Raw genomic sequence first — 23154 nt, forward strand, 5'->3', positions numbered from 1 at the left:
CGTCCCTTCTGAAATTTAATGAGTAGTAATAAGAACATTCTAACAAGAAATCAAAGCCGTGAAAAATAATTATTAGTAATCGAATGTGAAAGACTTGCTCTGAAGTAAACTTCAGGGTTTACAATCAATAACAATCTACAGGAGAGGAGAACAATTAAGTAATGACCAAATTATTAGCTAATAAAGTCGCGTTGGTGACTGGAGGTAATTCTGGCATTGGTTTAGCAACAGCACAAGCTTTAGTTGAAGCAGGAGCCTTCGTTTATATTACAGGTAGAAGAGAACCAGTTCTCCAACAAGCTGTGCAACAACTTGGTAAAAACAGTGCTTATGTTCGGGCGGATGTTAGTGTATTTGACGATATGCAACGAGTTGCGCAAACTATTCAAGAACAAGCAGGCCAATTAGACATTGTTTTCGCCAATGCGGGTGTAGGTCAATATATTGCTTTAGGAAAAATGACTTCCAAGCAAATTGATCAAGTTTTAAACACGAACGTCAAAGGAACGATTTTAACAGTGCAAGCCGTCTTACCATTATTGACGACAGGCGCTTCAATTATTTTAAATACGTCAGTTACCGCTAATTTAGGAATTCCGAATTTTAGTTTATATGCCGCTTCTAAAGCTGCAGTGCGTTCTTTTATTCATAGTTGGACGGCTGATTTACAAGACCGACAAATTCGCGTTAATGCTGTTAGTCCAGGGGTAGTCTCCACACCAGCAGCGACCGGAGAATTGGGACGCTCACCGCAACAAGAACAGGCTAAACAACAACACCGCGCCCAGTTAACGCCCTTAAAGCGCGTAGGCCAAGTTGAAGATATTAGTCAAGCAGTGCTCTTTTTAGCTAGTGATCAAAGTGCCTTTATTACTGGTACAGAAATCACGGTTGATGGCGGTTTATCAGCTGTATTTGCCAATGAATTATAAATTTTAATCAATAAAAAGAGGAGTTTCAACTATGAAAACACGCATTTTAGGACGAGATTTACGCGTTCCAGCAATTGGCTTGGGAATTATGGGCATGGATCATGCTTACGGTCCGCAAGCAGATCGCCAACAAATGATCGAATTAATTCGGCGTTCAGTTGAGCTAGGGGGTAATTTCTTTGATACAGCGCCAGTTTATGGCCCAGGTAATGAAAAATTATTGGGAGCGGCTCTAAAGCCGATTCGCAATCAAGCCATCATTGCCACGAAGTTTGGCATCACGGGACAAAAAGTCATTGATGGTCAGCCAACGAATGTTTTGGACAGTCAACCGGACTCAATTCATCAGCAAGTGGAACAATCACTTAAACGCTTACAAACAGACCATATTGATTTGTTGTACCAACATCGTGTTGATCCTAACGTTGCTCCAGAAACAGTGGCGGAAGTTATGAATGACTTAATTAAAGAAGGTAAGATTTTACATTGGGGTGTGTCCAATGCACCGATAGATTATATTAAGCGAGCACATCAAGTTTCACCTTTAACTGCCATGGAAAATCAGTATTCAATGGTTTATCGTAAGCCAGAAACAGAATTGTTTGCTTTGTGTGAACAATTAGGTATTGGCTTTGTGGCTTACAGTCCGTTAGGCAACGGTTTTTTAAGTGGCAAGTATCAACCAGGTGAAAAATATGCCGCAGGTGATTTTCGAAATACGATGAGTCGCTTTAAACCAGAAGTCATGAAACAAAATCAAGTCGTTTTAGACTTGTTACAACAATTAGCGGCACAAAAACATGCGACTTCTGCGCAAATAGTTTTAGCTTGGGAAATTGCGCAAAAAGATTATATTGTTCCCATTCCTGGTACCACCAAAATGAAACGTTTGGCAGAAAACTTAGGTGCAAGTGAAGTGGAATTATCAACTAGTGAAATGCAACAAATTAATCATGAATTAGATCAAATGAATATTAATGAAGCGCATTTTTAGAGGATAATGAGTAAAGGGAGCCCTAGATCATTAGTTGCTTGTGTTATGCTAGATATATTAATGATTGGTGGTTAGTCAAATGAACATAAAACAAGTCAGTCAAAAAACTGGCGTCAATATTGATACAATTCGTTATTGGGAAAAAGTGGGGGCTATTCCGCCAGTTACTAGAAAGAATAATCACTACCGTGATTATCAAACCGAAGATGTTAATTGGATTTATTTGGCTAAACAGTTTCGCGCTGCGGGAATATCCTTGAAAGCGCTCATTGAATATGTTGATTTGTTTTTTCAGGGGAAGCAAACCATTCCTCAACGTAAACAAATTTTAATCAAGCAACGCGATGAATTGGGCCAAAAGATTCAACGGATGCAGGCCACTTATCAACGACTCGATCAAAAGATTGATGGCTATGAGCAACGTTTATTAAAGTATGAAAATGATAAACTACGAACTCCTAAAAAGTAATAGTTAGTGTCGAAAAACTTAAATTGATGGATTTAAAAAGACTAGAACCATGAAGTCCGGACAATAAATTAATGCTCACATTTGTCCCAGCTTCGGTGCTAGTCTTTTTATTTTTTAGCATGAAAAACATTAAGCATGTGTTGAAAGCGCCAATCACTCAGCCGGTATAAAACTTGCATAATCCCACCTAAGAAGAGCAGTAAAATTAATAACCAGAAAAAGATCCAATTTAATTTAATTTCAAATAATTCCCATAATTCATAACTGGATTGGATACTATTTAATAAACCAGCCAACGCTACATACCACCAAGCAGTAGCTTTATTTAAAAAATTCATAGCTTCATGAAATTCATTTTCATCATGAACTGCTTGACGTAAAATAGTAGTGCCCCGTTTTTTTTCTAACCAAATTTTGTAAGGTGGAATTAACCACCATAAAGGCGATATTTTCTTAACATTAATGGAAATTTCACGGTAATTTGCCAAAAATTTACGATAATCTTGTAATTCCAAGCCGGCTTGATAAACCGGGTAAATAAACAGAAACCAATCACCTACAAAAGCTAAACAAGTTGTTAATAAATGCATATTAATCTCCCCAACGATAATTTACTACGATTACTGGTTAGTATCTTAAACTTTGCATATAGGAAATGCAATCGTTGCTGTCATTGCATTTGAAAGACGGAGTGTCAAACTAAAATAGGAGTATTGTTAAATAAAGGAGCAATCATCATGGATTATATCGTGGGGTTAGATATTGGAACTACAAGTACTAAAGGTGTTTTATATGACAGGACAGGACTAATAGTTAGTCAAGCTCATCAGGGCTATCCTTTATATCGTGAAGCTAATGGTTTAGCTGAAGAAGATCCTGAAATTATCTTTCAGGCAGTAGTGACAGTTTTACAGACCATTTTTGCAGCAGTGAACAATAAGCAAGACATTCAAGCGATCGCTTTCTCGAGTGCTAATCAGAGTCTCATAGCTTTAGATCAATATCATCAACCATTAACGCGAATTATGACATGGAATGACACGCGCGCTAGTAAATATGCCCAACAACTCAAAACGTCTTTACAGGGTACTAAAATTTATGAACGAACGGGAACGCCGCTGCATCCGATGTCTTTATTATGTAAAATTTTGTGGTTGAAAGAAGAACAACCGCACATTTTTCAGCAGGCCCGCTATTATTGCGGCATTAAAGAATATGTTTTGTATCGTTTGTGTGGTGTTTGGCAAATGGATCTTTCTGTTGCGAGTTGTACTGGTTTATTTAACATTCAACAACAACAATGGGACCAAACAGCATTACACTTAGCGGGGATTAGGCAAAATCAGTTGCCACCAATCGTTGCTGCAGAAACGCAGTTTGCCGGTTTAAAGCAACAATATGCGCAAATTATTGGCTGTCCAGCTGATGTAATCTTTGTGCAAGGGGCTTTTGATGGGGCGTTATCTAATTTGGGAGTGGGCGCCTTAGATGAACACAGTGTCGCCATGACTATTGGGACTTCAGGAGCGGTTCGCATATTAACCAACCACCCCGTCATTGATTCTCAGCAACGATTATTTTGTTATTTATTGGATGCGAGCCATTATGTAGTTGGCGGTCCGGTAAATAACGGTGGCAATATCTGGCAGTGGGCCCGGGATAACTTATTGGATATGAAGGCTGACGAAAAGTTGGATTCCTATGCTTTATTGATGCAGATTGCTGCTACAGTACCAGTGGGAGCGAACGGTTTATTATTTCTGCCTTTTTTAAATGGTGAACGAGCTCCGCTTTGGAACGCGCAAGCACGAGGTTCTTTTGTCGGATTAAATGCTTTGCATACGCGATCTGATATGATTCGAGCAGTTTTAGAAGGCATTGTTTATAATTTGTATAGTGTTTATCAGGCAGTGAGTGAAGTCGGTGTTACTTCGCAACAAATCATTCTCACAGGGGGCTTTGTTCAGTCTAACTTAGGTTGTCAAATTGTGGCGGACGTCTTTGATCAACCAGTTGCTGTACCGTTGGCTTTTGAATCTTCATGCTTAGGAGCCGCTGTTATGGCAATGAAGTCATTAGGATGGGTGCCTGATTTTTCAGCGGTAACCCAGTTTGTTGGTCCCATGAAAACTTATAGGCCAATTAAGGATCATGTTGCTGTTTATCAAGAGCTCTTTCCAATTTATCAACGAGTAAGTGCTCAATTACAATCAGAATGTGCTGATCTTGCACAATTTCAAATTAGACACGCTCTTACTTCAGATTAAGTCTTGAAAAAATGGTGAGTATTTAATTTCTAAGCAACTTTTGGCGCATTACAAGTAGAACATGTTCGCTTAAATTGAAAAAAATTTTTTGGTCACGTCCTTTTGACTAAAAAAACTACCGTTACAATTTAATGTAACTGGTAGTTTAGTAGTTTATACTCAATTAAAAATTAAAAGATTAATTGATAACCGATTTGGTAATTTTTTGTTTCATTGGGTTGAATTAATATTGCATCTTCGACGTGCTCGTTTTGGCTGCTAGGTAGGGTTTCGGGTTCCAGTGCTAATCCTAAATAGGGAATGCCGACACCATGGGTGCGAGTTAAATTCATGTGCTCTTTGGTAAAGCTGTTGGCACTAAAGACAACTAAACCGTTTCTTTGGGAAAATAATTGAATCTGACATTGATTATTGGGGGCTGTTAATTCGGCGATTTTTTGTTCAGCGTCTGGCTGCACAATAAAAAGATCGTCGAAGCCTTTTTCAGCAGTCGTTTGTAATTGCGCAATGGCTGTTTTGAGTAAGTGTGGTGTTTGAAAGTCAAAGGGAGTCTTAGCGGTCGGTTGGAGACGACCAGTAGGAATTTTCTGGGAATCTAATTGCAGGACATGCTGACTATTGATTTGAAGTGTATGGTCTAAAATAGAATTAGTGTTTCCTAGGTTAAAATAAAGATGCATGGTCGGATTGAACACACTCAGTTGGTCACTGTGGGCTTGAAAGTTAATGTTAATTCGGTTGGTGTTGGTTAAGCTATAAGTGATTTGAACTTGTAAATTACCCGGGAAACCATCAGTTTGGCTTAATTGGTGATGCTGCAAAACAATTTGGGGTTCGGAAGCATTAGTTTGAATTTGTCCGTGCCAAAACTGAGAATTGAAACCGTGGGGACCGCCATGTAAGGTGGTTGTCTTTTCATTAGTAGGTAATTGCACCGTTTGGCCTGCTAAATGTAAAAGACCATCTTTGATGCGCCCTGCTGTTCGTCCAATGGCCATTCCCAGATAAAAGGGATTGGCTAAGTAATCTTTAGTGTGTGGATAATTTAAAATGAGATTTTGCCCGTTTGGTAAAGTAATTTCATAAACTAAAGCACCAAAGTCTAAAACTGATAAACGGACGCCGTTTTGATTAGTTAATGAAAATTTAGTAACGGGTTGATCTTGATAGTAATCAAATAAAGTTTGTGTCGTTTGAAAACTTGTTTGCTTTTGTGACATGGGAAACCTCCTGAAAAATTTAATTGAGATTTACAACTAGTTATTTTAAAATAAAACGGATTAATTAGTGCAATCCAAAATTTGCTATGATTGTCAAAAATGAAGATTAAAAAAGAGGTGGTAATAATGACTAATAAGTACCAGCAGGTGCATGATCAATTAAAAGCTGCTATTTTAACCGGTCAATATGCGGTTGATGAAAAATTGCCAACAGAAACGCAATTGATGCAAACTTTTCGAGTTTCACGTTACACTATCCGCCGAGCAATGACCGAGTTACAACAACAGCATTTAGTTTATAAAGTTCAAGGTGGTGGCACCTTTGTTCAAGATTGGCAAAAGAATTGGCGAACTAGTGCTGATAGTAAATTGATTGGCGTGATTACCACCCATATTGCAGATTATATTTTTCCCAGAATTATTTCTGGAATTGATCGGATTCTATCACAAGCCGGCTATTCTCTACTAATTGGCAATACTCACAATACTTATACCAAAGAACGGCAAAGTTTAATCAAATTGTTGGATGCACAGGTTGCAGGACTAATTATTGAGCCAACGCAAAGTGCTTTGCCGAATGCCAATTTGGATTTATATGAAAAAATCCAAGCTCAACATATTCCGACATTATTTATTAATGCTACTTATCCAGAAATGACATTTCCCAGTTTAACTATGGCGGATAGTGCCGCAGAAGAGCAATTGGTAGAGTATTTGTTGTCGTTAGGACATCGTAGTATTTTAGGGGTATTTAAAGTTGATGATCAACAAGGTGTCGAACGGATGCAAGGTTTTATTCGTGCTTACCAAAAGCACCCCCAGTTTGCTTATCAAAGTAATCTCATTATGTATCAATCACAAGATGAGATTACTAAAATTTTGCAACGCATTGATAGTAATTTAGCATTAGCACATGCACCGACCGCTATTGCTTGTTACAATGATGAATTAGCAATTCAGCTAATTGATTATCTGCGTACCAAACATTTACGAGTTCCACAAGATTACTCAGTTGTGGGTTTTGATGATTATCAAATGTCAGAATACTTAAATCCGGCTCTAACAACTGTCAAGCATGAAAAAGAACAAATGGGTGAAGATGCTGGTAAAATGCTATTACAATTACTACAAAAGAAAACTGTCCAATCTGTTCAATACCATCCACGCTTAATCAAGCGGCAATCTGTTACAACAATAGCATCTGATAAACAGTAAGGTCTTCGGGCTTTACTGTTTATTTTGTTTTTGGCTATTGAAAGCATCATGGTAAGCGCTATCTAAACGTTAGTATATTATTCCGGATAAATCAAGCTTTGATTTTTAAGCATTTACTATATTTAACTTTGCTAAAAAAATATTAAAATCAAAAAATGGTACGGATAAATTTAAATGCTATTGATTTATCGGGATAATAGTTTTAAAATAAAGCCGTTGATATGAAAACGCTATTTTAAAATGTGCTAATTAGTTGGAGTAGGGGGCCAAATAGGAATGAAGTTAGTGGAGACTGTGCAAGCTATAAAAACAGGTGAAGTGAGCTTAGGAATTGAGTTGGGCTCAACACGGATTAAAGCGGTGCTAATTGATCAACAGTTTCAAACGATTGCTTCGGGTAGTTTTGATTGGGAGAATCAATTAATTGATAATCTTTGGACCTATTCTTTGGCAGAAGTTAAAACTGGTATTCAGACTAGTTATGCTCAATTAGTAGCGCAGGTTCAAAGCCAATATCATATTCCGTTGACTAAGATTAAAGCCATTGGTGTTAGTGCCATGATGCATGGTTACTTGGCTTTTGATCAATCTGGTCAATTACTGGTACCATTTCGCACTTGGCGGAACAATTCTACCCAACAAGCGGCTGATGAATTAACCGAATTGTTCAATTTTAATATTCCACAGCGTTATAGTATTGCTCATTTGTATCAAGCAATGTTAAATCAAGAACCGCATGTGGCACAAATCGCGTTTGTGACAACACTTGCTGGCTATGTTCATTGGCAATTGTCTGGTCAAAAAGTTTTAGGAGTTGGCGATGCATCAGGCATGTTTCCTATTGATAGTACAAACCTTCAATATGACAAACATTATTTAACTTTGTTTGAACAATTACCTTTAAAGCAACAATATCAGTGGCATTTGGATGATATTTTGCCACAAGTTTTGACTGCGGGCCAACAAGCGGGCACTTTAAGTAAGCAAGGTGCCAAGTTTTTAGATCCTAGTGGTAAGCTACAAGCTGGTAGTTTGATGGCACCTCCTGAAGGTGATGCAGGAACAGGCATGGTAGCAACCAATAGTGTACGCCAACATACAGGTAATATTTCGGTAGGAACTTCGGCTTTTTCCATGGTGGTGTTAGACCAGCCGTTAAAGCAAGTTCATCGTGACATTGATGTCGTTACTACTCCTAGTGGTGCAGCTGTAGCAATGGTGCACATTAATAACTGTTCGTCTGATATTAATGCGTGGCTTTCGTTATTTGGCGAATTTGCGCAACAATTAGGCGTCAGTTTAACGAATGATCAATTATATGAACGTTTATTATTAATGACCACCCATGCGCAAGCTGATGCTGGCGGTTTAATTAATTATAGTTATTTGTCGGGTGAAAATATTACACAAACCATTGCGGGCCGCCCATTATTTGTCCGGACGCCGGCAGCTAAATTGAACTTGGCTAATTTTATTTTGGCACAGTTATACGCAGCCTTTGCCCCATTAAAGATGGGAATGGATATTTTAACACAAGAAGAACATATTTCGTTAGATGTGATGATTGCTCAAGGTGGTTTGTTTAAGACCCCAATTATTGCGCAGCAAGTGTTGGCTAATGCTCTAAATCTGCCAATTACCACGATGCAAACGGCACAAGATGGTGGACCATGGGGAATGGCAATCTTGGCTAGTTATGTAGCAGATAATCCCAAGCAATTAACGTTAGCGGATTTTTTGGATCAACAAGTATTTGATAAACCAGAAAGCATGACTCTAAGTCCTGAATCGCTGGGAGTTCAAGGTTATCAAAAGTTTTTAAATAATTATCAAGCCGGCTTGGATGTCGAACGCTTAGCAGGCAAAAATTTAAAGGAGTAGAACATGTTAGAACAATTAAAGCAAGAAGTTTATGAAGCCAATATGCAATTACCCAAGTTAGATTTAGTAACTTTTACTTGGGGAAATGTTTCAGGAATTGATCGCCAACAAGGCTTATTTGTCATTAAGCCTTCTGGTGTTGCCTATGAAGATTTAACACCGCAGGATTTGGTAGTTGTTAATTTAAAAGGCGAAGTAGTGGAAGGTAAGATGAATCCTTCTAGTGATACACCGACACATACAGTTTTGTATAATGCTTTTCCCAAAATTGGCGGCATTGTTCATACGCATTCACCTTGGGCAGTGGCATTTGCAGCCGCAAAAATGGATATTCCTGCGTTGAATACCACGCATGCCGATACTTTTTATGGTGATGTACCTGCAGCTAAAGCCCTGACTAAACAAGAAATCACAGAAGATTACGAAGGTAATACTGGAAAAGCAATTGTTGAAACCTTTAAACAGCGTAAGCTGGATTATCAAGCAATTCCTGCGGCGTTAGTCAGTCAGCATGGTCCTTTTAGTTGGGGAGCTGACGCTAAGCAAGCTGTTTATAATGCCAAAGTTTTGGAGGTGGTTGCCGAAGAAGATTATCATACATTGCAATTGACCCGCAATGACAGTCATGTGCCACAGTATTTGTTAGATAAACATTATTATCGTAAACATGGTCAAGATGCCTATTATGGTCAAAATAGTCAACATTCTCATGATCATGCTGTACGGGAAAATTAATTAGGAGTTGATGAAGATGTTAGAATTACCTAAATATGAATTTTGGTTTGCAGCCGGCAGTCAGCATTTATATGGTGAAGAAACTTTGAAGAGTGTGGCTGTGGATGCTAAAAAAATTGTGCAGGCTTTAAATGAAAACGGTAAACTTCCTTATCCGATTGTCTTCAAAGAAGTTTTAACCACAGCTGATGAAATTACACAGTTTATGAAAAAAGCTAATTATGAAGACCGAGTTGCTGGTGTGATTACTTGGATGCATACTTTCTCACCAGCTAAGAATTGGATTCGGGGTACAAAGTTATTACAAAAACCACTATTGCACTTTGCTACTCAATATTTAAATTATATTCCGTATGATGACATTGACTTTGACTATATGAATTTGAATCAAAGTGCCCACGGCGATCGGGAATATGGTTATATTAATGCACGTTTACAAAAGCATAATAAAGTTATTTACGGACATTGGGCGGATGAGAAAGTTCAACAAGAAATTGCTGATTGGCAAGATGTGGCTGTAGCATATGATGAATCCTTCAACTTAAAGGTAGCGCGTTTTGGTGACAATATGCGTAATGTTGCGGTAACTGAAGGCGATAAAATTCAGGCGCAAATTCAATTAGGTTGGACGGTTGATTATTATGGCGTTGGTGATTTAGTAGCTGCGATGAAGGAAGTCAGCGATGATGATGTTGAACAACAATATCAACAATTGCAAAAGGATTATCAATTAGTAGTCGGCGCTAATGATCAGAAGACTTATGAGCATGCTGTTCGTTATCAATTAAAGCAATATTTGGCTCTAAAGAAGTTCTTAGAACAAGGTGGTTACAGTGCCTTTACTTCAAACTTTGAAGATTTATGGGGATTAGAAGAGTTACCAGGATTATCCGCCCAATTGTTAATGCGAGATGGTTATGGTTTTGCTGGTGAAGGTGATTGGAAGACAGCTGCCTTACTTCGAGTCTTTAAGATTATGACACATAACCAAAAGACGGCCTTTATGGAAGATTACACTTTGGATTTGCGTCCGGGTCATGAAGCAATTCTGGGTTCGCATATGCTCGAAGTTGATCCTTCAATCGCTTCCGATCAAGTGCGGGTGGAAGTTCATCCATTGGATATTGGTGGCAAAGATGATCCTGCTCGTTTGGTCTTCACCGGTTCGCAGGGTGATGCAATTGATATTACTTTAGCTGATTTTCGCGATGGCTTTAAGTTGATTGGTTATCCAGTTACTGGTCAAAAACCAGAAAAAGAAACACCACATTTACCAGTTGCTAAGCAAATGTGGACACCCAAAGCGGGATTAAAGAATGGTGCTACACAATGGATTCAAAATGGTGGTGGACACCATACGGTCTTTAGTTTTTCCGCCACGGCACAACAAGTTGAAGATTTGGCTACCCTTTATGGTATTAAGGCAGTTTTGATTTAGAGAAATTTTGTTGATCTAAAAACAATAGAAAACAAGGTGATTTGATGCAGTCATCATCCAAAATTTCGAGTGGTTTTATTTATTTCTTTGGCTCTTTTGGCGGAATTTTATTTGGTTATGATATTGGTGTCATGACAGGGGCTTTACCATTTTTGCAGCATGACTGGAATTTAAATAATGCAGTTATTGTTGGGTGTATTACCTCAGCAGTGATGTTTGGTGCGATTTTTGGCGGTGCTTTAGCGGGGCAATTGTCGGACCGGTTGGGACGCCGCAAAATGATTTTGATTTCTTCTTTGGTTTTTGCGCTGGGGTCAATTTTATCCGGCTTGTCTCCTAATAATGGACAATATTATTTGATTATTGTGCGTGTCTTATTAGGTTTAGCTGTTGGAGCTGCTTCGGCACTAGTTCCGGCTTATATGGCTGAGATGGCGCCTGCGCGGTTGCGAGGACGTTTGTCTGGAATTAATCAAACAATGATTGTTTCAGGAATGTTGATCTCTTATATTATGGATTATTTGTTGAGAAATCTACCGGATAATTTTGCTTGGCGATTAATGTTAGGTTTGGCAGCAGTTCCAGCAATTATCTTGTATTTGGGAGTATTACGTTTGCCAGAATCGCCCCGTTTTTTGGTGAAAAATGGTCAAAAAGATTCAGCCGAACAAGTCTTAAAAATTATTCGGCCAGCAGTAGACGTTCAATCTGAGCTGGATCAAATTCAATCAACAGTTCAAGAAGAAGAGCAAACTCAACAAAGTACTACTTGGAAAACCTTATTAGATTCTAAATATCGTTATTTAGTATATGCAGGTGTAGGGGTAGCTGCTTTTCAACAATTTCAAGGAGCTAATGCTATTTTTTACTACATTCCTTTAATTATTCAAAAAGCAACGGGCCAAGCTGCTAGCTCACAACTTTTATGGCCAATTGTTCAAGGAATTATTCTAGTCATTGGTTCGCTAGTCTTTTTAGCCATCGCTGATCATTTTAAGCGGCGTTCCTTATTAATTTTAGGTGGAACAATTATGGGCTTGTCGTTTATCTTGCCAGCTTTGATTAATGTTTTATTACCACATGCAAATTCCATGCTAATTGTCGTGTTTTTATGTATTTATGTTGCTTTTTATTCCTTTACTTGGGCACCCTTAACTTGGGTTATTGTCGGTGAAATTTTTCCACTTGCAATTCGTGGACGTGCTTCAGGCTTGGCTTCATCGTTTAACTGGATTGGTTCCTTCCTAGTAGGATTACTCTTTCCAATAATGACTGCCTCTATGCCTCAGGCAGCGGTGTTTGCAATCTTTGGTGTTATTTGCCTATTAGGTGTTTTGTTTGTTACTTTGCGCGTTCCTGAAACTGCTGGTCACAGTTTAGAAGAAATCGAAGAGCAAGGTAGAATTCATGCTCATAAGTAATATGAATCAATAGATTAAACTGGAATTAGCGTTTAGTTGGTGTAAGGTTAATCATTATTTTTAATCTCATTTCAATTTGTGATTGAAGTGAGATTTTTTATGTGGCCAAATAATTAGTATAAAAAAATCCCACTAAATTGAAGGCTAAATTTAGCAGGATTCTTTGTCAATTCAAAAACTTTATGGAGCATTTTTAATAGAATAGGTTAATGTGGCACTATAAGTACCAGCGGTAATGTCGTTATTGAGATTCTTAGGTGGTACTGTCAATTTAATTTGTGAATGACCATTAATATCATTATAGTAACGAGTATTAATTCCGTTTACAATGGCAGTTCCTGAATTATAAAGTGATACCTCAGCATTATCTGGATTAACAGTGATCGATTGTGGATTGTTGCGTTCTTGAAAAAACAATTGGGCTTGTTGTAAACCAGTTTTGTTACCGTTTTTAAATGGTGATAACTTAACTGTAACTTCATAAGGAATGGCAGAATAATTAAGAATTGGTTGACTGCCTCGTTGGTCATCAATCTGTAACTCATTATCTACATCAGTAGAATTGTTATTAGTTAAAGTCTTAGTATTTTGATATCCAATAACATTATTATTGTCACCAAAATCCATCTTTGGCAGATTAGTTAAACTTAAAAATTTTAGTTGTTTGGTTAACCCCATCTCGATTCTAGGAATGGTATCGGTAATCTTCAGAGGATCAGAAAGAACATAGCGCTGGCCATTAATGGTTTTGGGGGGACTGGTTTGAAGACAACTGTCACCGCCAGTTACTGTGGGCGTTAGTCCTTTGAAAGCTGCGGTATCAATATCAATTCCTGCTTGTACTGTAGAGTTCAGTTGCAACCAACCACTACCATAGCTTTCGTTTCCGCAAGAATTAATCTTTGTTAAAATTGGTTCATATGTGCCATCTTGTTTACGATAAAAGAATGAAACCGTTTGGTGTGGAATAATTTTTTCAGTAGCTTCCTTTAAGCCGTTATGATTAGCATCATCCCAGATCTGATAAATATAATAACTGTTACTTTTGTTAATTAAACTCGAAATTTTCTTAGAACTAGTTGCGGATACGTTATTAGCGTTATCAATCGCAACCACGTGTAAATATTGATGAGAAAAACGATTAATATTATTAATGGAAGCTTTAGATGTTGGATCAGATACACCGATGAAATTGGTGTTATTAGAGCTATCGATATTACCTTGAGTATCCTTATTTGGATTAATAGTCGTATTAGCATTGTTATCAATTTGATAAATATAACCCTTAATGTCACTTTTAATAGGTTGTTTGATACATTGTGAATTAGTACTGTTACTACCACGTTTAGCTTGGACCCGGTAATAGTAATTGGTAGCATTATCTGTACTTTTGCAGTTAGCCGTTACTTTATCGCTAACTGTGGGTGCGATATTATCAATTATTGGTGCATCTGGAGCGGCAGTGTCTTTGACGGTTCGATCTTCGCCATGCGTGGTGGTGTTTAATGTGCTAGTATAATACATCATATTAGCTAGAATCATAGCTTCTTCAACGGAACATGCTCCGGTTGTGTGGCCAGTTTGGGTCATTGCATAATTGTTTTTAGTAATTAAATACCAGTTATCATCACCGATAGCACCGTTAGGATTGGACGTGCGGTTACCATTACTATCTAAATAGTGAACAGAAGTAGCAGGCTGGGCATTACTTCCTAAAAAGTGGAACGAATTTTGTCCTGGATCCATTGCAAAATCCATCCATCTTTGTGCACCATCACTATAAAGATAGAATTGCCCTCCGGTATGAGAAGGTTGGATTGTAAATTTGTTAGTACTGTTATATTGCAACAGTTTATTAGGATAAGAAGCTAGAGATCCTGTTCGCATATCTGACATTAATTCGACCGTTTTTGAGCCAATGCGGTCATCATTCGCTCCTGCATCATAGCTCATTGGCATAATTTTTAGTCCTAATTTATCAGCAAAGCTATTATAATGAGATAAGTTACCAGTTAAAGTATCATGACCAAAAATCAATGAACGCCCTGTATTTCCAAAAGCATTAGTAGCATTAGCACTAGCGACACTTAAATCGACATTTTTACCGCCATCCGCTGAACCAAAGAATAAGCCGTCATAGTTATATTGATCGTTAGCATCTTTAAATAAATAATGATTGGGATTGGCATTAAAATCTGTTTCTGCTACTGGTGTAACAGCAATTAGATCATTTGAAACCGTTGCAATTTGTCTGTTTGGAATAATGTTCATCCAATCTTTTAAATGATTACCATCAGTTGGGTAGACATTGAGAATTTTAATTTTTTTACCATAGTTAGTACCAACTGGCTCCCAATTCACGAAAGAATTACTCGGATCATCAGTAGTTCGTGTGACTTGATAACCACCACTATAGCCACCATTAGTTGCATTAGACATATCTTTCCAATTCAAAGAAACATATGGATTGTTATTTGAGTCAAAACCGCCACTAGTGTTTAATGTAAAGTCAAGGTTAGAATTAGCACTAGCGACTTCGGTACCAGCAATTGGATTGGCACCACGTAATAAGTCAGATTTATTAGACCAATTAGAAATAGTAAGCGCTTTTTTTGGACGGAATTTTAAAAAATCTTTTGGCTTGGCTAGAAATTCTTGAGAAGGAGTAGGAATTACTGGAGATAAAAAGCTTGAAATACTATCATCTGCTTGACTAGAATTAATTGTCCCCAAAACACCTAATACTGATAAAGTAATTATCAAAAGTAAATTCAAAGCTCTTTTTCGGCGATGTCTCATTGTACAACCTCATAAATTAATTAATATTCTATCAGTTGAAAAAACGCTAACACACAATTGGACTAATTATTCGATAATTTAATTACTGCAATTATTAGTATAAGCTTATTTTTAACTTTGTAAATAAGACTGCTAAACATTAACTATTGATTTTTCAACTTACTAAAGTAGTATATATTTCTCAATGAACTATCTAGAAATTGAGCCATGCTGAGGTCAGACTTTTGGTTTTGTCATATCAAACAAGTATATTAATCAATTATTATCTAATGGTATGGTGATTAGTTACGCAATTTAGAAAATTACTTAGTACAGGAACAATTATGGACATAAATTAAGTCATAATTTATTTCAATCAACTAGTAGTATGACGATTCGAAACTCAATTAATAATATTCAGCGCCAAGTACTACAAGTAAGTTTATTCTGCAATTTGTGCGAAGATTTTATTGAATTAAATAATTTTTACTAACTAGTGCAATATAATATTAAATTTTGATCTTATAGAAAAAGCGAATAGTTTTTGTTTTGTACCACAGCAAGTGCAAAAGGATTGCTGACAAGAATGATAAGCACCAAGTTAATAGATAAATAATCATAATGGCTAGTGCTAGATTAATGTGATAACGTAGCCACGAACCAAATAAATGCCAAATAATTTGCAACCAAACAACATTTGCTAGGTAAGCGCGGTAAGCGTACTGTGCTAAAAAGTGGATTACAGGTAAAACTTTGGCTTGGTGCCGGAGATTATGAAGCGCCAAAGTGGCAATGAGGCTGATGATAACAATACAATAGAGAGTCATTGATAGTTTATAATATGGCGCATTGGTTAAAACTATTGGATAGCCATAACTTAATAATTCTCGATTAGTCCAGCTCCAAATGAGAAGAAACAGTAGCACTAATAAGGGCCATGATCTATGTAAAAATTTAGCAAGCTGTTTTTGCCAATTCCAAGTTAAGACGCCCAACACTGCATAGATAAAAAAACTTAAGCAAAGGCGATCTAATAAGTACCAATCATGTTGGTGTGAGCCACGAAAAACAGTTAGCTGATAAAAAACTAGCCAGCCACCATACAATAAACTGCTAATAATCAATACCCAAAGTGAGCGCTGTTTATTTTGTTGAGTAAAGTTTTGTAACCACCAAAAGACGGGCATTAAAATGATAAATTGCAGCATCATTGTGTTGTACCATAAATGCGGTGCGGCATTGCCATTGATCATTTGCCACAAAACAGTTGCGAAATTATGATATTTTTCAACCTGCTGTTCATTGGGAAATACTACTAAATAAATCATAGTCCAACAAATACTGGGGATGAATAACGCACGCCATTGTTGTTTTAAATACGTCGGATATTGGTGCCCAATCTGAGACGGTGTATTTTTAACGGTTGAAAAAATAATACCAAAAATAAATGCTGGAGCAGTAAATTTAATTAAATCGTAGGTGATACCAATGCCAACTTGTTGCGGTTTGGTACAGTAAGTTTGTAAAACTTGTGCCAAAATTGACTGTAACATGACTGCTGTACAGGCAAAAGTCTTCAGATAGTCACCCATATCAGTATCGGTGGAAGTGGTTTGAGTCATCATTATTCCTTCTATATTTAAATTGTTAAATTAAAACAACAAAAAACCCTATAATACAATTATTATAGAGTTTTTTCTTTAGGAAGTAATAGTCTTTAATTAAACACTTTGCTTAGTTGGACGAATTAGCATTTCATTAATGGTAACGTGTTCGGGTTGGTCAATCACATATTTAACCGCTTGAGCAATATCTTGGGGACTTAGGGATAAACCATCGCTGGCAGCAGAATTAAATGTGGGGGTTAGACTAGCTTTGATTTGCTCATTACCTACGGTATTGATTAATTCTGTGGACACTGCTCCTGGAGAAATGATCGTCGAACGAATTCCGTTAGCGTATTCTTCTTGGCGTAAGCCTTCCATAATGGCACGCACAGCATATTTAGTACTATTGTAAACTGCCGATCCGGGATAAATCACGTGTCCAGCCACAGAATCGGTACTAATTATTAAGCCGGAGTGTTGTTGTTTCATAATTGGTAAAACGCTACCAATTCCGTTTAAAACACCCATAATATTGGTATTGATCATCTTTTGCCAGGTAGCAAATTCTTGATCAGCTAGATAACCTTGGGGCATAATGCCTGCGTTATTATATAAAACATCAATGTGACCAAATTTTTCCAAGGTTAAATCAATAGTGGCTTGAACTTGTTGTTGATGAGTGACATCAGTTACTTGATAATAAGCCTCACTTGGGGCATCTAAATTCTGAATCAACTCTTTTAATCTTTGTTCACGCCGGGCCCCTAAGACTAATTTGGCGCCACTAGCAGCTAATAGTTGAGCGGTAGCGGCCCCAATACCTGAAGAGGCACCAAGAATAATAACAACCTTATCTTTGACAGTCATGTCTGCTCTCCTTTAAAAATTAATAATATTAGTTAATTGTAACGACGGCGATCAAAAATAACCAATAGTTATTTTAAATAGTTTAGTATCAGATCAAGTTATACATATTAATTTTGCAATTATAACGCAATTAGATAGTTGGTTATCCATTATTGGCATTAGACAGGTGACCAGCAGCATTTTAAAATTGATGGTGATTTTAAACGCTGAGGAGAAAAACTATGCCACTTAGTCAAAAACAAAAAAATATTTTAATTTGGGTATTAGCATTAGGTACTTTTAGTATTACTAACACAGAAATGGGGATTATGGGCATTTTACCCAATATTGCTCACCAGTATCATGTGAGCATTGCATCTGCGGGCCAATTAGTAAGTTTATTTGCTTTAATTATTGCGCTCAGTGGGCCGTTTTTACCAGCGCTGCTAGGGCGGTTTAATAAAAAAAGAGTGATGTTATTAGCTATTAGCCTGTTTGTGATCAGCTGCTTTGCGTCAGCATTTATTACGAACTTTACCTGGTTATTAATTGTCCGCGTTTTACCAGCTTTTTTACATCCGGTATTCGTGTCATATGCCATGTCCACTGCCACGGTCATTGCCAGTGATCAACAGCAAGCTTCACAATATGTAGCAAAAGTTTTCATGGGCGTCTCTGCGGGCATGGTGTTAGGCGTGCCACTAGCTAATTTATTAGCGAGTTATGGATCGTTTCGATTGGTGATGTTAACTTTTGGCTTAATTAATTTGCTCATTTTATGTGCTAGCGCTTTTTACTTAGTGCCGGTTGCTATGCCACAAAAACTTAATTTTAAACAACAAATGTTGACTCTAATTAAATTGCCGACGCTAGTTAGTTTAGTAATTATCATTTGTTTAAATGGTGGTGTTTTTGGTTTTTATAGTTATTTATCAGATTTTTTAAGTCAAGCTAGTTCTTTAAGCAGTTGGTTAATTAGTGTATTGTTACTAATCTATGGTTTAACTAATGTTTTAGGTAATGAAATTGCTGGTAAATTATTGGCGGTGAAGCCACGACAGGTGTTAGTAGGCTTGCCAATATTAATGTTAGTGCCGTATTTGTTGCTGTATTTTTATCATCAAAATATCAGTGTCATTATCATTTTGATTATTTTGCTGGGGACATTGGCAGGAATGGAAGCTAATTTGAATCAGTATATTATGAATACTGCCTTGCAACAAACGCCTGATTTGGCCAATGGCTTGTTTATTACAGGCGCTAATCTGGGCACGACGTTAGGTTCAGCTATTTGTGGTCAGATCATTGTGGCTAAAGGAGTTTCAGGATCCTTATTAGGGACTGAGTTATTTTTATTAGGAGGAATTTTGATTATTGTTTTACAACAGTTTAATGTTCATAGACGTTCAACTATGAATAAGTAAGGATTTTTTCTAATGAAACAAAATAGAAGCGGCTGGGGCATGATAGTTATCAGCTTTTTAATCATTATTTTATTGAGCTATTTAGCACCGTTACAATCAATTCAAGCTAGTGACAAAACTACTAATCAAATAATTATCAAAATGCATCATCACAAATATCGCGCATACTTAAATCAGAGTGCTGCTGCCAAAAGCTTACAAAAGCGACTGCCATTAAAGCTGCGGTTTCGTGATTTTAACCAAGCAGAAAAAATTTCCGACTTGAAACAACCATTGTCTATTAAACAGATGCCAGTTGGAGCTAATCCTAAAGTTGGTGATTTAGGTTATTGGTCGCCGCAACCACGTTTAGTTCTGTATTATGGCCCTGTTGCGTATTTTCAAGGAATTCATGTGCTTGGCCATTTTCAAAATTCACAGCGAGCTATTTCGGCTTGGAAACATCAGAGACATGCGTTTACAGTGAAGATTACCAAAAATTAGTTTTTAAACTGATAATTGATTAATTATTATGCGCAAGATTTGCTTGCAATTGGTGTAAAAATAGTTTAGCAATGTTCGACATGATTCGATTCTTTTGCCAAATTAAAGTATTGTTTTCAGATAGTTGTGGCTGTAGTCGCCGAAAAACTAAACCATCATGATAATTTTTGACTACATCTTCAAATGCTAAAACTAAATAATGTGGATTATGGGCTAGCAGTGCAGCGTTATACGCTAGATTATAAGTACCAACAATTTGAATTTGTTCGGACACATTTTGCCACCAAGTTTGTAAATGAGAGCTGTGTTGGACTTGTTCGGAGATGATTAATTTTTGGCGACTTAAATCAGCAGGGGTCACGAATGGTTTTTGCGCTAAGGGTGAATTAGCGGCCATGAGAATGCCCCAGTAATTTTTTTCAGGTAGTTGTAAGGTTTGATAATTATGAAAATTATATTCACCCATAATGACGCCAAAGTCTAGGTTACCGGTTACTAATTGTTTTTCTACTTCCATTGCATCTCCACTGTGGAGATGAATTTTGACGGCTGGATATTCATCCATAATCTGTCCAATCACTTGCATGACGTGGCGCATGCCCAAACTTTCGCCGCATCCAATGTCTAATTCACCACTGATGAGTAAGTGATTAGCTTGCAAAGTTGACGTAGTTTTATCGACTAAAGCGATGATTTGTTGAGCATGCTCTCTAAGATAGTAACCATCGTTAGTCAACTTAATGTTGTGGGAACTGCGATCAAATAATTGCACGCCCAATTCTTTTTCTAATTCACTAATTTGGCGAGATAAAGCAGGCTGTGAAATATGTAAGTACTTGGCCGCTCGGGAAATATTTTGTTCTTGAGCAACTGCCAAAAAATAACGTAAACTATGGACTTCCATAATTACTCCTTAGGAGGATATTTTTTAGATCTGGAATAATACTAGCACAATTATGATGAATTATACTTCTTTAAATTATTACTGTGAGTAATACTCGGTACTTAGTGACGATATTTTGTAAATTTATCCACCACGAAAGAAAAATCTAGAGCTTGATTCGGAAGCTGGTTTTAATTGTGGGGGCTATGCTGGATGAATTTACAGCTTTAAAAAAAGTTCAAGTTAAATTTTAATGGTTAGAAACAGATTATCACAAATTTTTAACGAAAAAACTAATTTTAGTAGATAGTATAAAAGATACTTATATGATAAAGAGGCAGCTTGGTTAATTTGAATATTAACACAATTATGATATACTATCCTTGTAAGTACGAAAAGTGTCTAACATGGTATAACACAAAAGCCATTCCTACTGGAGATAGGAATGGCTTTTTTATGTGTAGTTACTTAGCAACTCAGCTATTTTTATGCTTGCTGTGTAACCAATCAACAAGCACTTGTGTTGTTACTCTAACAATAATCGGTGCAACAACAGTTACGAAAAATGTCTGAAACACGGTATCACCCCCTTACGGGGCGAGTTGCCGATTAAAATTATATCATATAAGATCTCATTGTTTTGGTGAAATTTAAAGAAAATCTTACGGAAAAATGACTAGAAATTAAAAATTGTTATGACAGTTTAAATACATTATGAATTTGCGGAAAGATTTCTAAGAAAGATATTTGTTAATTCAGAGTTAATTTTAGTCAATTTATGGTAAATTAAAGCTAATTATCACGTTAATACTTAAGTTTGGGGGAGAGGCAATCCAGATGCAAACAATTATGATGATCGATGATGACAATACTTTATTGCAAACCGTAATAAAAAACTTCGCTAAGTGGTCGTTGAAAGTAGTTGGCGTTTCAGATTTTCAAAAGATTATCGCAGAATTTAAACAATTAAAGCCAGATTTGGTTATTATGGATATTAATTTGCCATATTTTGATGGTTTCTATTGGGCACAACAGTTACGTCAAATTTCGACAGTACCATTGTTATTTTTGTCAGCTATTGATCAAGAAACCAGTATGTTGCGAGCATTAGCTGAAGGTGGAGATGATTATGTTATTAAGCCTTTTACGATTAGCATTTTACTTGCTAAAGTTCAAGCGATGTTACGGCGATTACAGACTTATGATCAACAAGTTCAAAGTGGTCAATTACAGTTTGGACCTTATACTCTTTACACTTTAGGAAATGAAGTAGTTTTTAACCAGCAACGTGTTAATTTGTCACCGACTGAAGGCGATATTTTACAATTATTATTTTTAAATGTTAATCAAGTAATTTCTACGCAACACTTTTTGGAGACTTTTTGGCAGGGAGGTCTGTTTTTGGATGAGCAAGCTTTGCGAGTTAATTTTAGCCGATTGCGCCGCAAACTGAAGCCAATTGACCTGCAACAATATATTGTAACTGAACCTGGTAGTGGCTATCGGTTATGTGCTTATGAATAAAAAGGAAATGTGGCTCTTGATTAAACCGGCATTGCTAAGCTTACTGAGCTATTGTGGCTTGTTAGTTTTACTAAGTATTTTATTTGTTTTGTATCATTTACCAATAATTATTTTGGGTGATTTTATTCGCTTTAGTTTACTATTTGTAGGGGTCTATTGCGGTTTGAAAACTTATTATCAGTGGCGTAAGGGGCAAAAGTTGCAGCAAACAGATTTTTCCCAGCCAACATTGTTTCAAGATTTATCGGCTAGTGATTGGGAAAACTATCTTTTATTGCACAAATTACAAACTTTGCAGCAGCAAGTAAAGTCTGACCAAAAAGTGCAAAAGCAAAAGGCTCAGTATCAACAAGATTATTTAATACATTGGGCTCATGAAATCAAAGTTCCAGTTACGGATCTGTTATTAATGAGTGAGAGTATTGAGCAGCTGAATACTATCGCGGTTCGAACGCAAACCAAGTTGATTCAGCAGCAATTAGATTCGATGTTAGATTATGATCGTTTTTTAAATTTAACACATGATTTACGTTTTAATTGGGTCTCCTTGACACAAGTTATAGAAACTGTTTTACAAAAATTTGCGCCGCTGTTTATTCAACGCCAAATTTCTCCACGTATTCAAGTTCCAGCGGTTCAGATTTTGACAGATACTAAATGGCTGCAAGTAATATTGGAACAAGTAATTTTTAATGCTTGGAAGTATTCGGACGATCGAAGTGAAATTAAATTGGTTTGGGAACACAATTGCTTAAGGGTTGTTGATTCGGGTATTGGGATTGTGGCTAGTGACTTGCCACGCGTATTTGAAGCCGGATTTACTGGAGTTAATGGCCGGAATAATCCTAATGCAACAGGAATGGGGTTATATTTGGCCCGACAAATTAGTCAAAAGTTTCACGACCAGTTAACGATATCGTCCAAATATCAGCAAGGAACGGTAGTTAGTCTGATTTTTCCAGTAGATCAAATTAAAGAGGTTGCGAAATTGTAACTTAACGGCAGGGATTGTAACTTGTTGTTAAAGTGAAAGCTTT

General features: G+C 36.9%; 19 protein-coding genes. 13 read left to right on the top strand and 6 right to left on the bottom strand.

Translation table 11 applies throughout. The annotated features are described in order from the left end of the window. Positions 1 to 161 precede the first annotated feature (161 nt). The 3 genes from AC3B5B_RS07775 (at position 162) to AC3B5B_RS07785 (ending at position 2395) form a co-directional block, all read left to right on the top strand. The gene (locus AC3B5B_RS07775) at positions 162 to 932 is read left to right on the top strand and encodes an SDR family oxidoreductase (protein ID WP_489769797.1); all 771 of its coding nucleotides are present in this window, start codon (positions 162 to 164) and stop codon (positions 930 to 932) included. A gap of 31 nt (positions 933 to 963) precedes the next feature. Continuing rightward, a complete protein-coding gene (locus AC3B5B_RS07780; RefSeq protein WP_489757997.1) occupies positions 964 to 1926 on the top strand; it encodes an aldo/keto reductase in 963 nt (320 codons plus the stop codon). A gap of 79 nt (positions 1927 to 2005) precedes the next feature. Further along, positions 2006 to 2395, top strand: coding sequence for a MerR family transcriptional regulator (locus AC3B5B_RS07785; protein WP_489769798.1), 390 nt, complete (start codon positions 2006 to 2008; stop codon positions 2393 to 2395). A gap of 107 nt (positions 2396 to 2502) precedes the next feature. Here AC3B5B_RS07785 and AC3B5B_RS07790 read toward each other — a convergent pair whose 3' ends face one another. Then, the gene (locus tag AC3B5B_RS07790; protein WP_489757999.1) at positions 2503 to 2985 is read right to left on the bottom strand and encodes a hypothetical protein; all 483 of its coding nucleotides are present in this window, start codon (positions 2983 to 2985) and stop codon (positions 2503 to 2505) included. A 147-nt stretch (positions 2986 to 3132) separates the two neighbouring features. Between AC3B5B_RS07790 and AC3B5B_RS07795 the strand changes: the two genes are divergently transcribed. Continuing rightward, on the top strand, positions 3133 to 4662 hold the full coding sequence (locus tag AC3B5B_RS07795) for a gluconokinase (RefSeq protein ID WP_489769799.1): 1530 nt from the start codon (positions 3133 to 3135) through the stop codon (positions 4660 to 4662). Positions 4663 to 4832: 170 nt separating this feature from the next. On the opposite strand, the gene AC3B5B_RS07800 is transcribed toward AC3B5B_RS07795, so the two are convergent. Then, positions 4833 to 5882, bottom strand: coding sequence for an aldose epimerase family protein (locus tag AC3B5B_RS07800; RefSeq protein ID WP_489769800.1), 1050 nt, complete (start codon positions 5880 to 5882; stop codon positions 4833 to 4835). Positions 5883 to 6008: 126 nt separating this feature from the next. On the opposite strand from AC3B5B_RS07800, the gene AC3B5B_RS07805 reads away from it, so the two are divergent. The 5 genes from AC3B5B_RS07805 (at position 6009) to AC3B5B_RS07825 (ending at position 12572) form a co-directional block, all read left to right on the top strand. Beyond that, on the top strand, positions 6009 to 7097 hold the full coding sequence (locus tag AC3B5B_RS07805; RefSeq protein ID WP_489769801.1) for a GntR family transcriptional regulator: 1089 nt from the start codon (positions 6009 to 6011) through the stop codon (positions 7095 to 7097). 276 nt (positions 7098 to 7373) lie between these two features. Beyond that, entirely contained in the window at positions 7374 to 8978 is a 1605-nt protein-coding gene (locus tag AC3B5B_RS07810) for a xylulokinase (protein WP_489769802.1), read from the top strand. Positions 8979 to 8981: 3 nt separating this feature from the next. Further along, entirely contained in the window at positions 8982 to 9713 is a 732-nt protein-coding gene (locus AC3B5B_RS07815; RefSeq protein WP_489758004.1) for an L-ribulose-5-phosphate 4-epimerase, read from the top strand. A 16-nt stretch (positions 9714 to 9729) separates the two neighbouring features. Continuing rightward, a complete protein-coding gene (gene araA / locus AC3B5B_RS07820) occupies positions 9730 to 11151 on the top strand; it encodes an L-arabinose isomerase (RefSeq protein ID WP_489758005.1) in 1422 nt (473 codons plus the stop codon). A gap of 44 nt (positions 11152 to 11195) precedes the next feature. After that, entirely contained in the window at positions 11196 to 12572 is a 1377-nt protein-coding gene (locus AC3B5B_RS07825; protein ID WP_489769803.1) for a sugar porter family MFS transporter, read from the top strand. A gap of 180 nt (positions 12573 to 12752) precedes the next feature. Here AC3B5B_RS07825 and AC3B5B_RS07830 read toward each other — a convergent pair whose 3' ends face one another. The 3 genes from AC3B5B_RS07830 to AC3B5B_RS07840 form a co-directional block, all read right to left on the bottom strand. Then, positions 12753 to 15371: a hypothetical protein gene (locus AC3B5B_RS07830; RefSeq protein ID WP_489769804.1), complete on the bottom strand. Its 2619-nt coding sequence runs from the start codon at positions 15369 to 15371 to the stop codon at positions 12753 to 12755. A 488-nt stretch (positions 15372 to 15859) separates the two neighbouring features. Continuing rightward, complete coding sequence (locus tag AC3B5B_RS07835) at positions 15860 to 16972, bottom strand: acyltransferase family protein (protein ID WP_489769805.1); 1113 nt, start codon at positions 16970 to 16972, stop codon at positions 15860 to 15862. Positions 16973 to 17071: 99 nt separating this feature from the next. Then, a complete protein-coding gene (locus AC3B5B_RS07840) occupies positions 17072 to 17824 on the bottom strand; it encodes an SDR family oxidoreductase (protein ID WP_489758009.1) in 753 nt (250 codons plus the stop codon). Positions 17825 to 18045: 221 nt separating this feature from the next. Here AC3B5B_RS07840 and AC3B5B_RS07845 point away from each other — a divergent pair, with 221 nt between their 5' ends. Both AC3B5B_RS07845 and AC3B5B_RS07850 read left to right on the top strand, forming a co-directional pair. After that, complete coding sequence (locus AC3B5B_RS07845; protein WP_489769806.1) at positions 18046 to 19227, top strand: MFS transporter; 1182 nt, start codon at positions 18046 to 18048, stop codon at positions 19225 to 19227. Between the two features lie 12 nt (positions 19228 to 19239). Further along, the gene (locus tag AC3B5B_RS07850; RefSeq protein WP_489769807.1) at positions 19240 to 19710 is read left to right on the top strand and encodes a cyclophilin-like fold protein; all 471 of its coding nucleotides are present in this window, start codon (positions 19240 to 19242) and stop codon (positions 19708 to 19710) included. Between the two features lie 19 nt (positions 19711 to 19729). Here the strand turns inward: AC3B5B_RS07850 and AC3B5B_RS07855 are convergent, their stop codons facing one another. Then, positions 19730 to 20614, bottom strand: a complete 885-nt coding sequence (locus AC3B5B_RS07855; protein WP_489758012.1) for a LysR family transcriptional regulator — start codon at positions 20612 to 20614, stop codon at positions 19730 to 19732. Between the two features lie 816 nt (positions 20615 to 21430). Here AC3B5B_RS07855 and AC3B5B_RS07860 point away from each other — a divergent pair. Continuing rightward, the gene (locus AC3B5B_RS07860) at positions 21431 to 22117 is read left to right on the top strand and encodes a response regulator transcription factor (protein ID WP_489758013.1); all 687 of its coding nucleotides are present in this window, start codon (positions 21431 to 21433) and stop codon (positions 22115 to 22117) included. Continuing rightward, positions 22110 to 23111: a sensor histidine kinase gene (locus AC3B5B_RS07865; RefSeq protein WP_489769808.1), complete on the top strand. Its 1002-nt coding sequence runs from the start codon at positions 22110 to 22112 to the stop codon at positions 23109 to 23111. Before AC3B5B_RS07860 ends, AC3B5B_RS07865 begins: the two co-directional genes overlap by 8 nt. Positions 23112 to 23154 lie beyond the last annotated feature (43 nt).

It is taken from the genome of Bombilactobacillus sp. ESL1187, assembly GCF_058107155.1.

Coding starts and splice junctions, on each gene's coding strand:
- AC3B5B_RS07800 (WP_489769800.1), bottom strand. CDS start 5,882: ATGTCACAAAAGCAAACAAGTTTTCAAACGACACAAACTTTATTTGAT.
- AC3B5B_RS07855 (WP_489758012.1), bottom strand. CDS start 20,614: ATGGAAGTCCATAGTTTACGTTATTTTTTGGCAGTTGCTCAAGAACAA.
- AC3B5B_RS07825 (WP_489769803.1), top strand. CDS start 11,196: ATGCAGTCATCATCCAAAATTTCGAGTGGTTTTATTTATTTCTTTGGC.
- AC3B5B_RS07810 (WP_489769802.1), top strand. CDS start 7,374: ATGAAGTTAGTGGAGACTGTGCAAGCTATAAAAACAGGTGAAGTGAGC.
- AC3B5B_RS07860 (WP_489758013.1), top strand. CDS start 21,431: ATGCAAACAATTATGATGATCGATGATGACAATACTTTATTGCAAACC.
- araA (WP_489758005.1), top strand. CDS start 9,730: ATGTTAGAATTACCTAAATATGAATTTTGGTTTGCAGCCGGCAGTCAG.
- AC3B5B_RS07775 (WP_489769797.1), top strand. CDS start 162: ATGACCAAATTATTAGCTAATAAAGTCGCGTTGGTGACTGGAGGTAAT.
- AC3B5B_RS07790 (WP_489757999.1), bottom strand. CDS start 2,985: ATGCATTTATTAACAACTTGTTTAGCTTTTGTAGGTGATTGGTTTCTG.
- AC3B5B_RS07780 (WP_489757997.1), top strand. CDS start 964: ATGAAAACACGCATTTTAGGACGAGATTTACGCGTTCCAGCAATTGGC.
- AC3B5B_RS07830 (WP_489769804.1), bottom strand. CDS start 15,371: ATGAGACATCGCCGAAAAAGAGCTTTGAATTTACTTTTGATAATTACT.
- AC3B5B_RS07850 (WP_489769807.1), top strand. CDS start 19,240: ATGAAACAAAATAGAAGCGGCTGGGGCATGATAGTTATCAGCTTTTTA.
- AC3B5B_RS07865 (WP_489769808.1), top strand. CDS start 22,110: ATGAATAAAAAGGAAATGTGGCTCTTGATTAAACCGGCATTGCTAAGC.
- AC3B5B_RS07795 (WP_489769799.1), top strand. CDS start 3,133: ATGGATTATATCGTGGGGTTAGATATTGGAACTACAAGTACTAAAGGT.
- AC3B5B_RS07840 (WP_489758009.1), bottom strand. CDS start 17,824: ATGACTGTCAAAGATAAGGTTGTTATTATTCTTGGTGCCTCTTCAGGT.
- AC3B5B_RS07845 (WP_489769806.1), top strand. CDS start 18,046: ATGCCACTTAGTCAAAAACAAAAAAATATTTTAATTTGGGTATTAGCA.
- AC3B5B_RS07805 (WP_489769801.1), top strand. CDS start 6,009: ATGACTAATAAGTACCAGCAGGTGCATGATCAATTAAAAGCTGCTATT.
- AC3B5B_RS07835 (WP_489769805.1), bottom strand. CDS start 16,972: ATGACTCAAACCACTTCCACCGATACTGATATGGGTGACTATCTGAAG.
- AC3B5B_RS07785 (WP_489769798.1), top strand. CDS start 2,006: ATGAACATAAAACAAGTCAGTCAAAAAACTGGCGTCAATATTGATACA.
- AC3B5B_RS07815 (WP_489758004.1), top strand. CDS start 8,982: ATGTTAGAACAATTAAAGCAAGAAGTTTATGAAGCCAATATGCAATTA.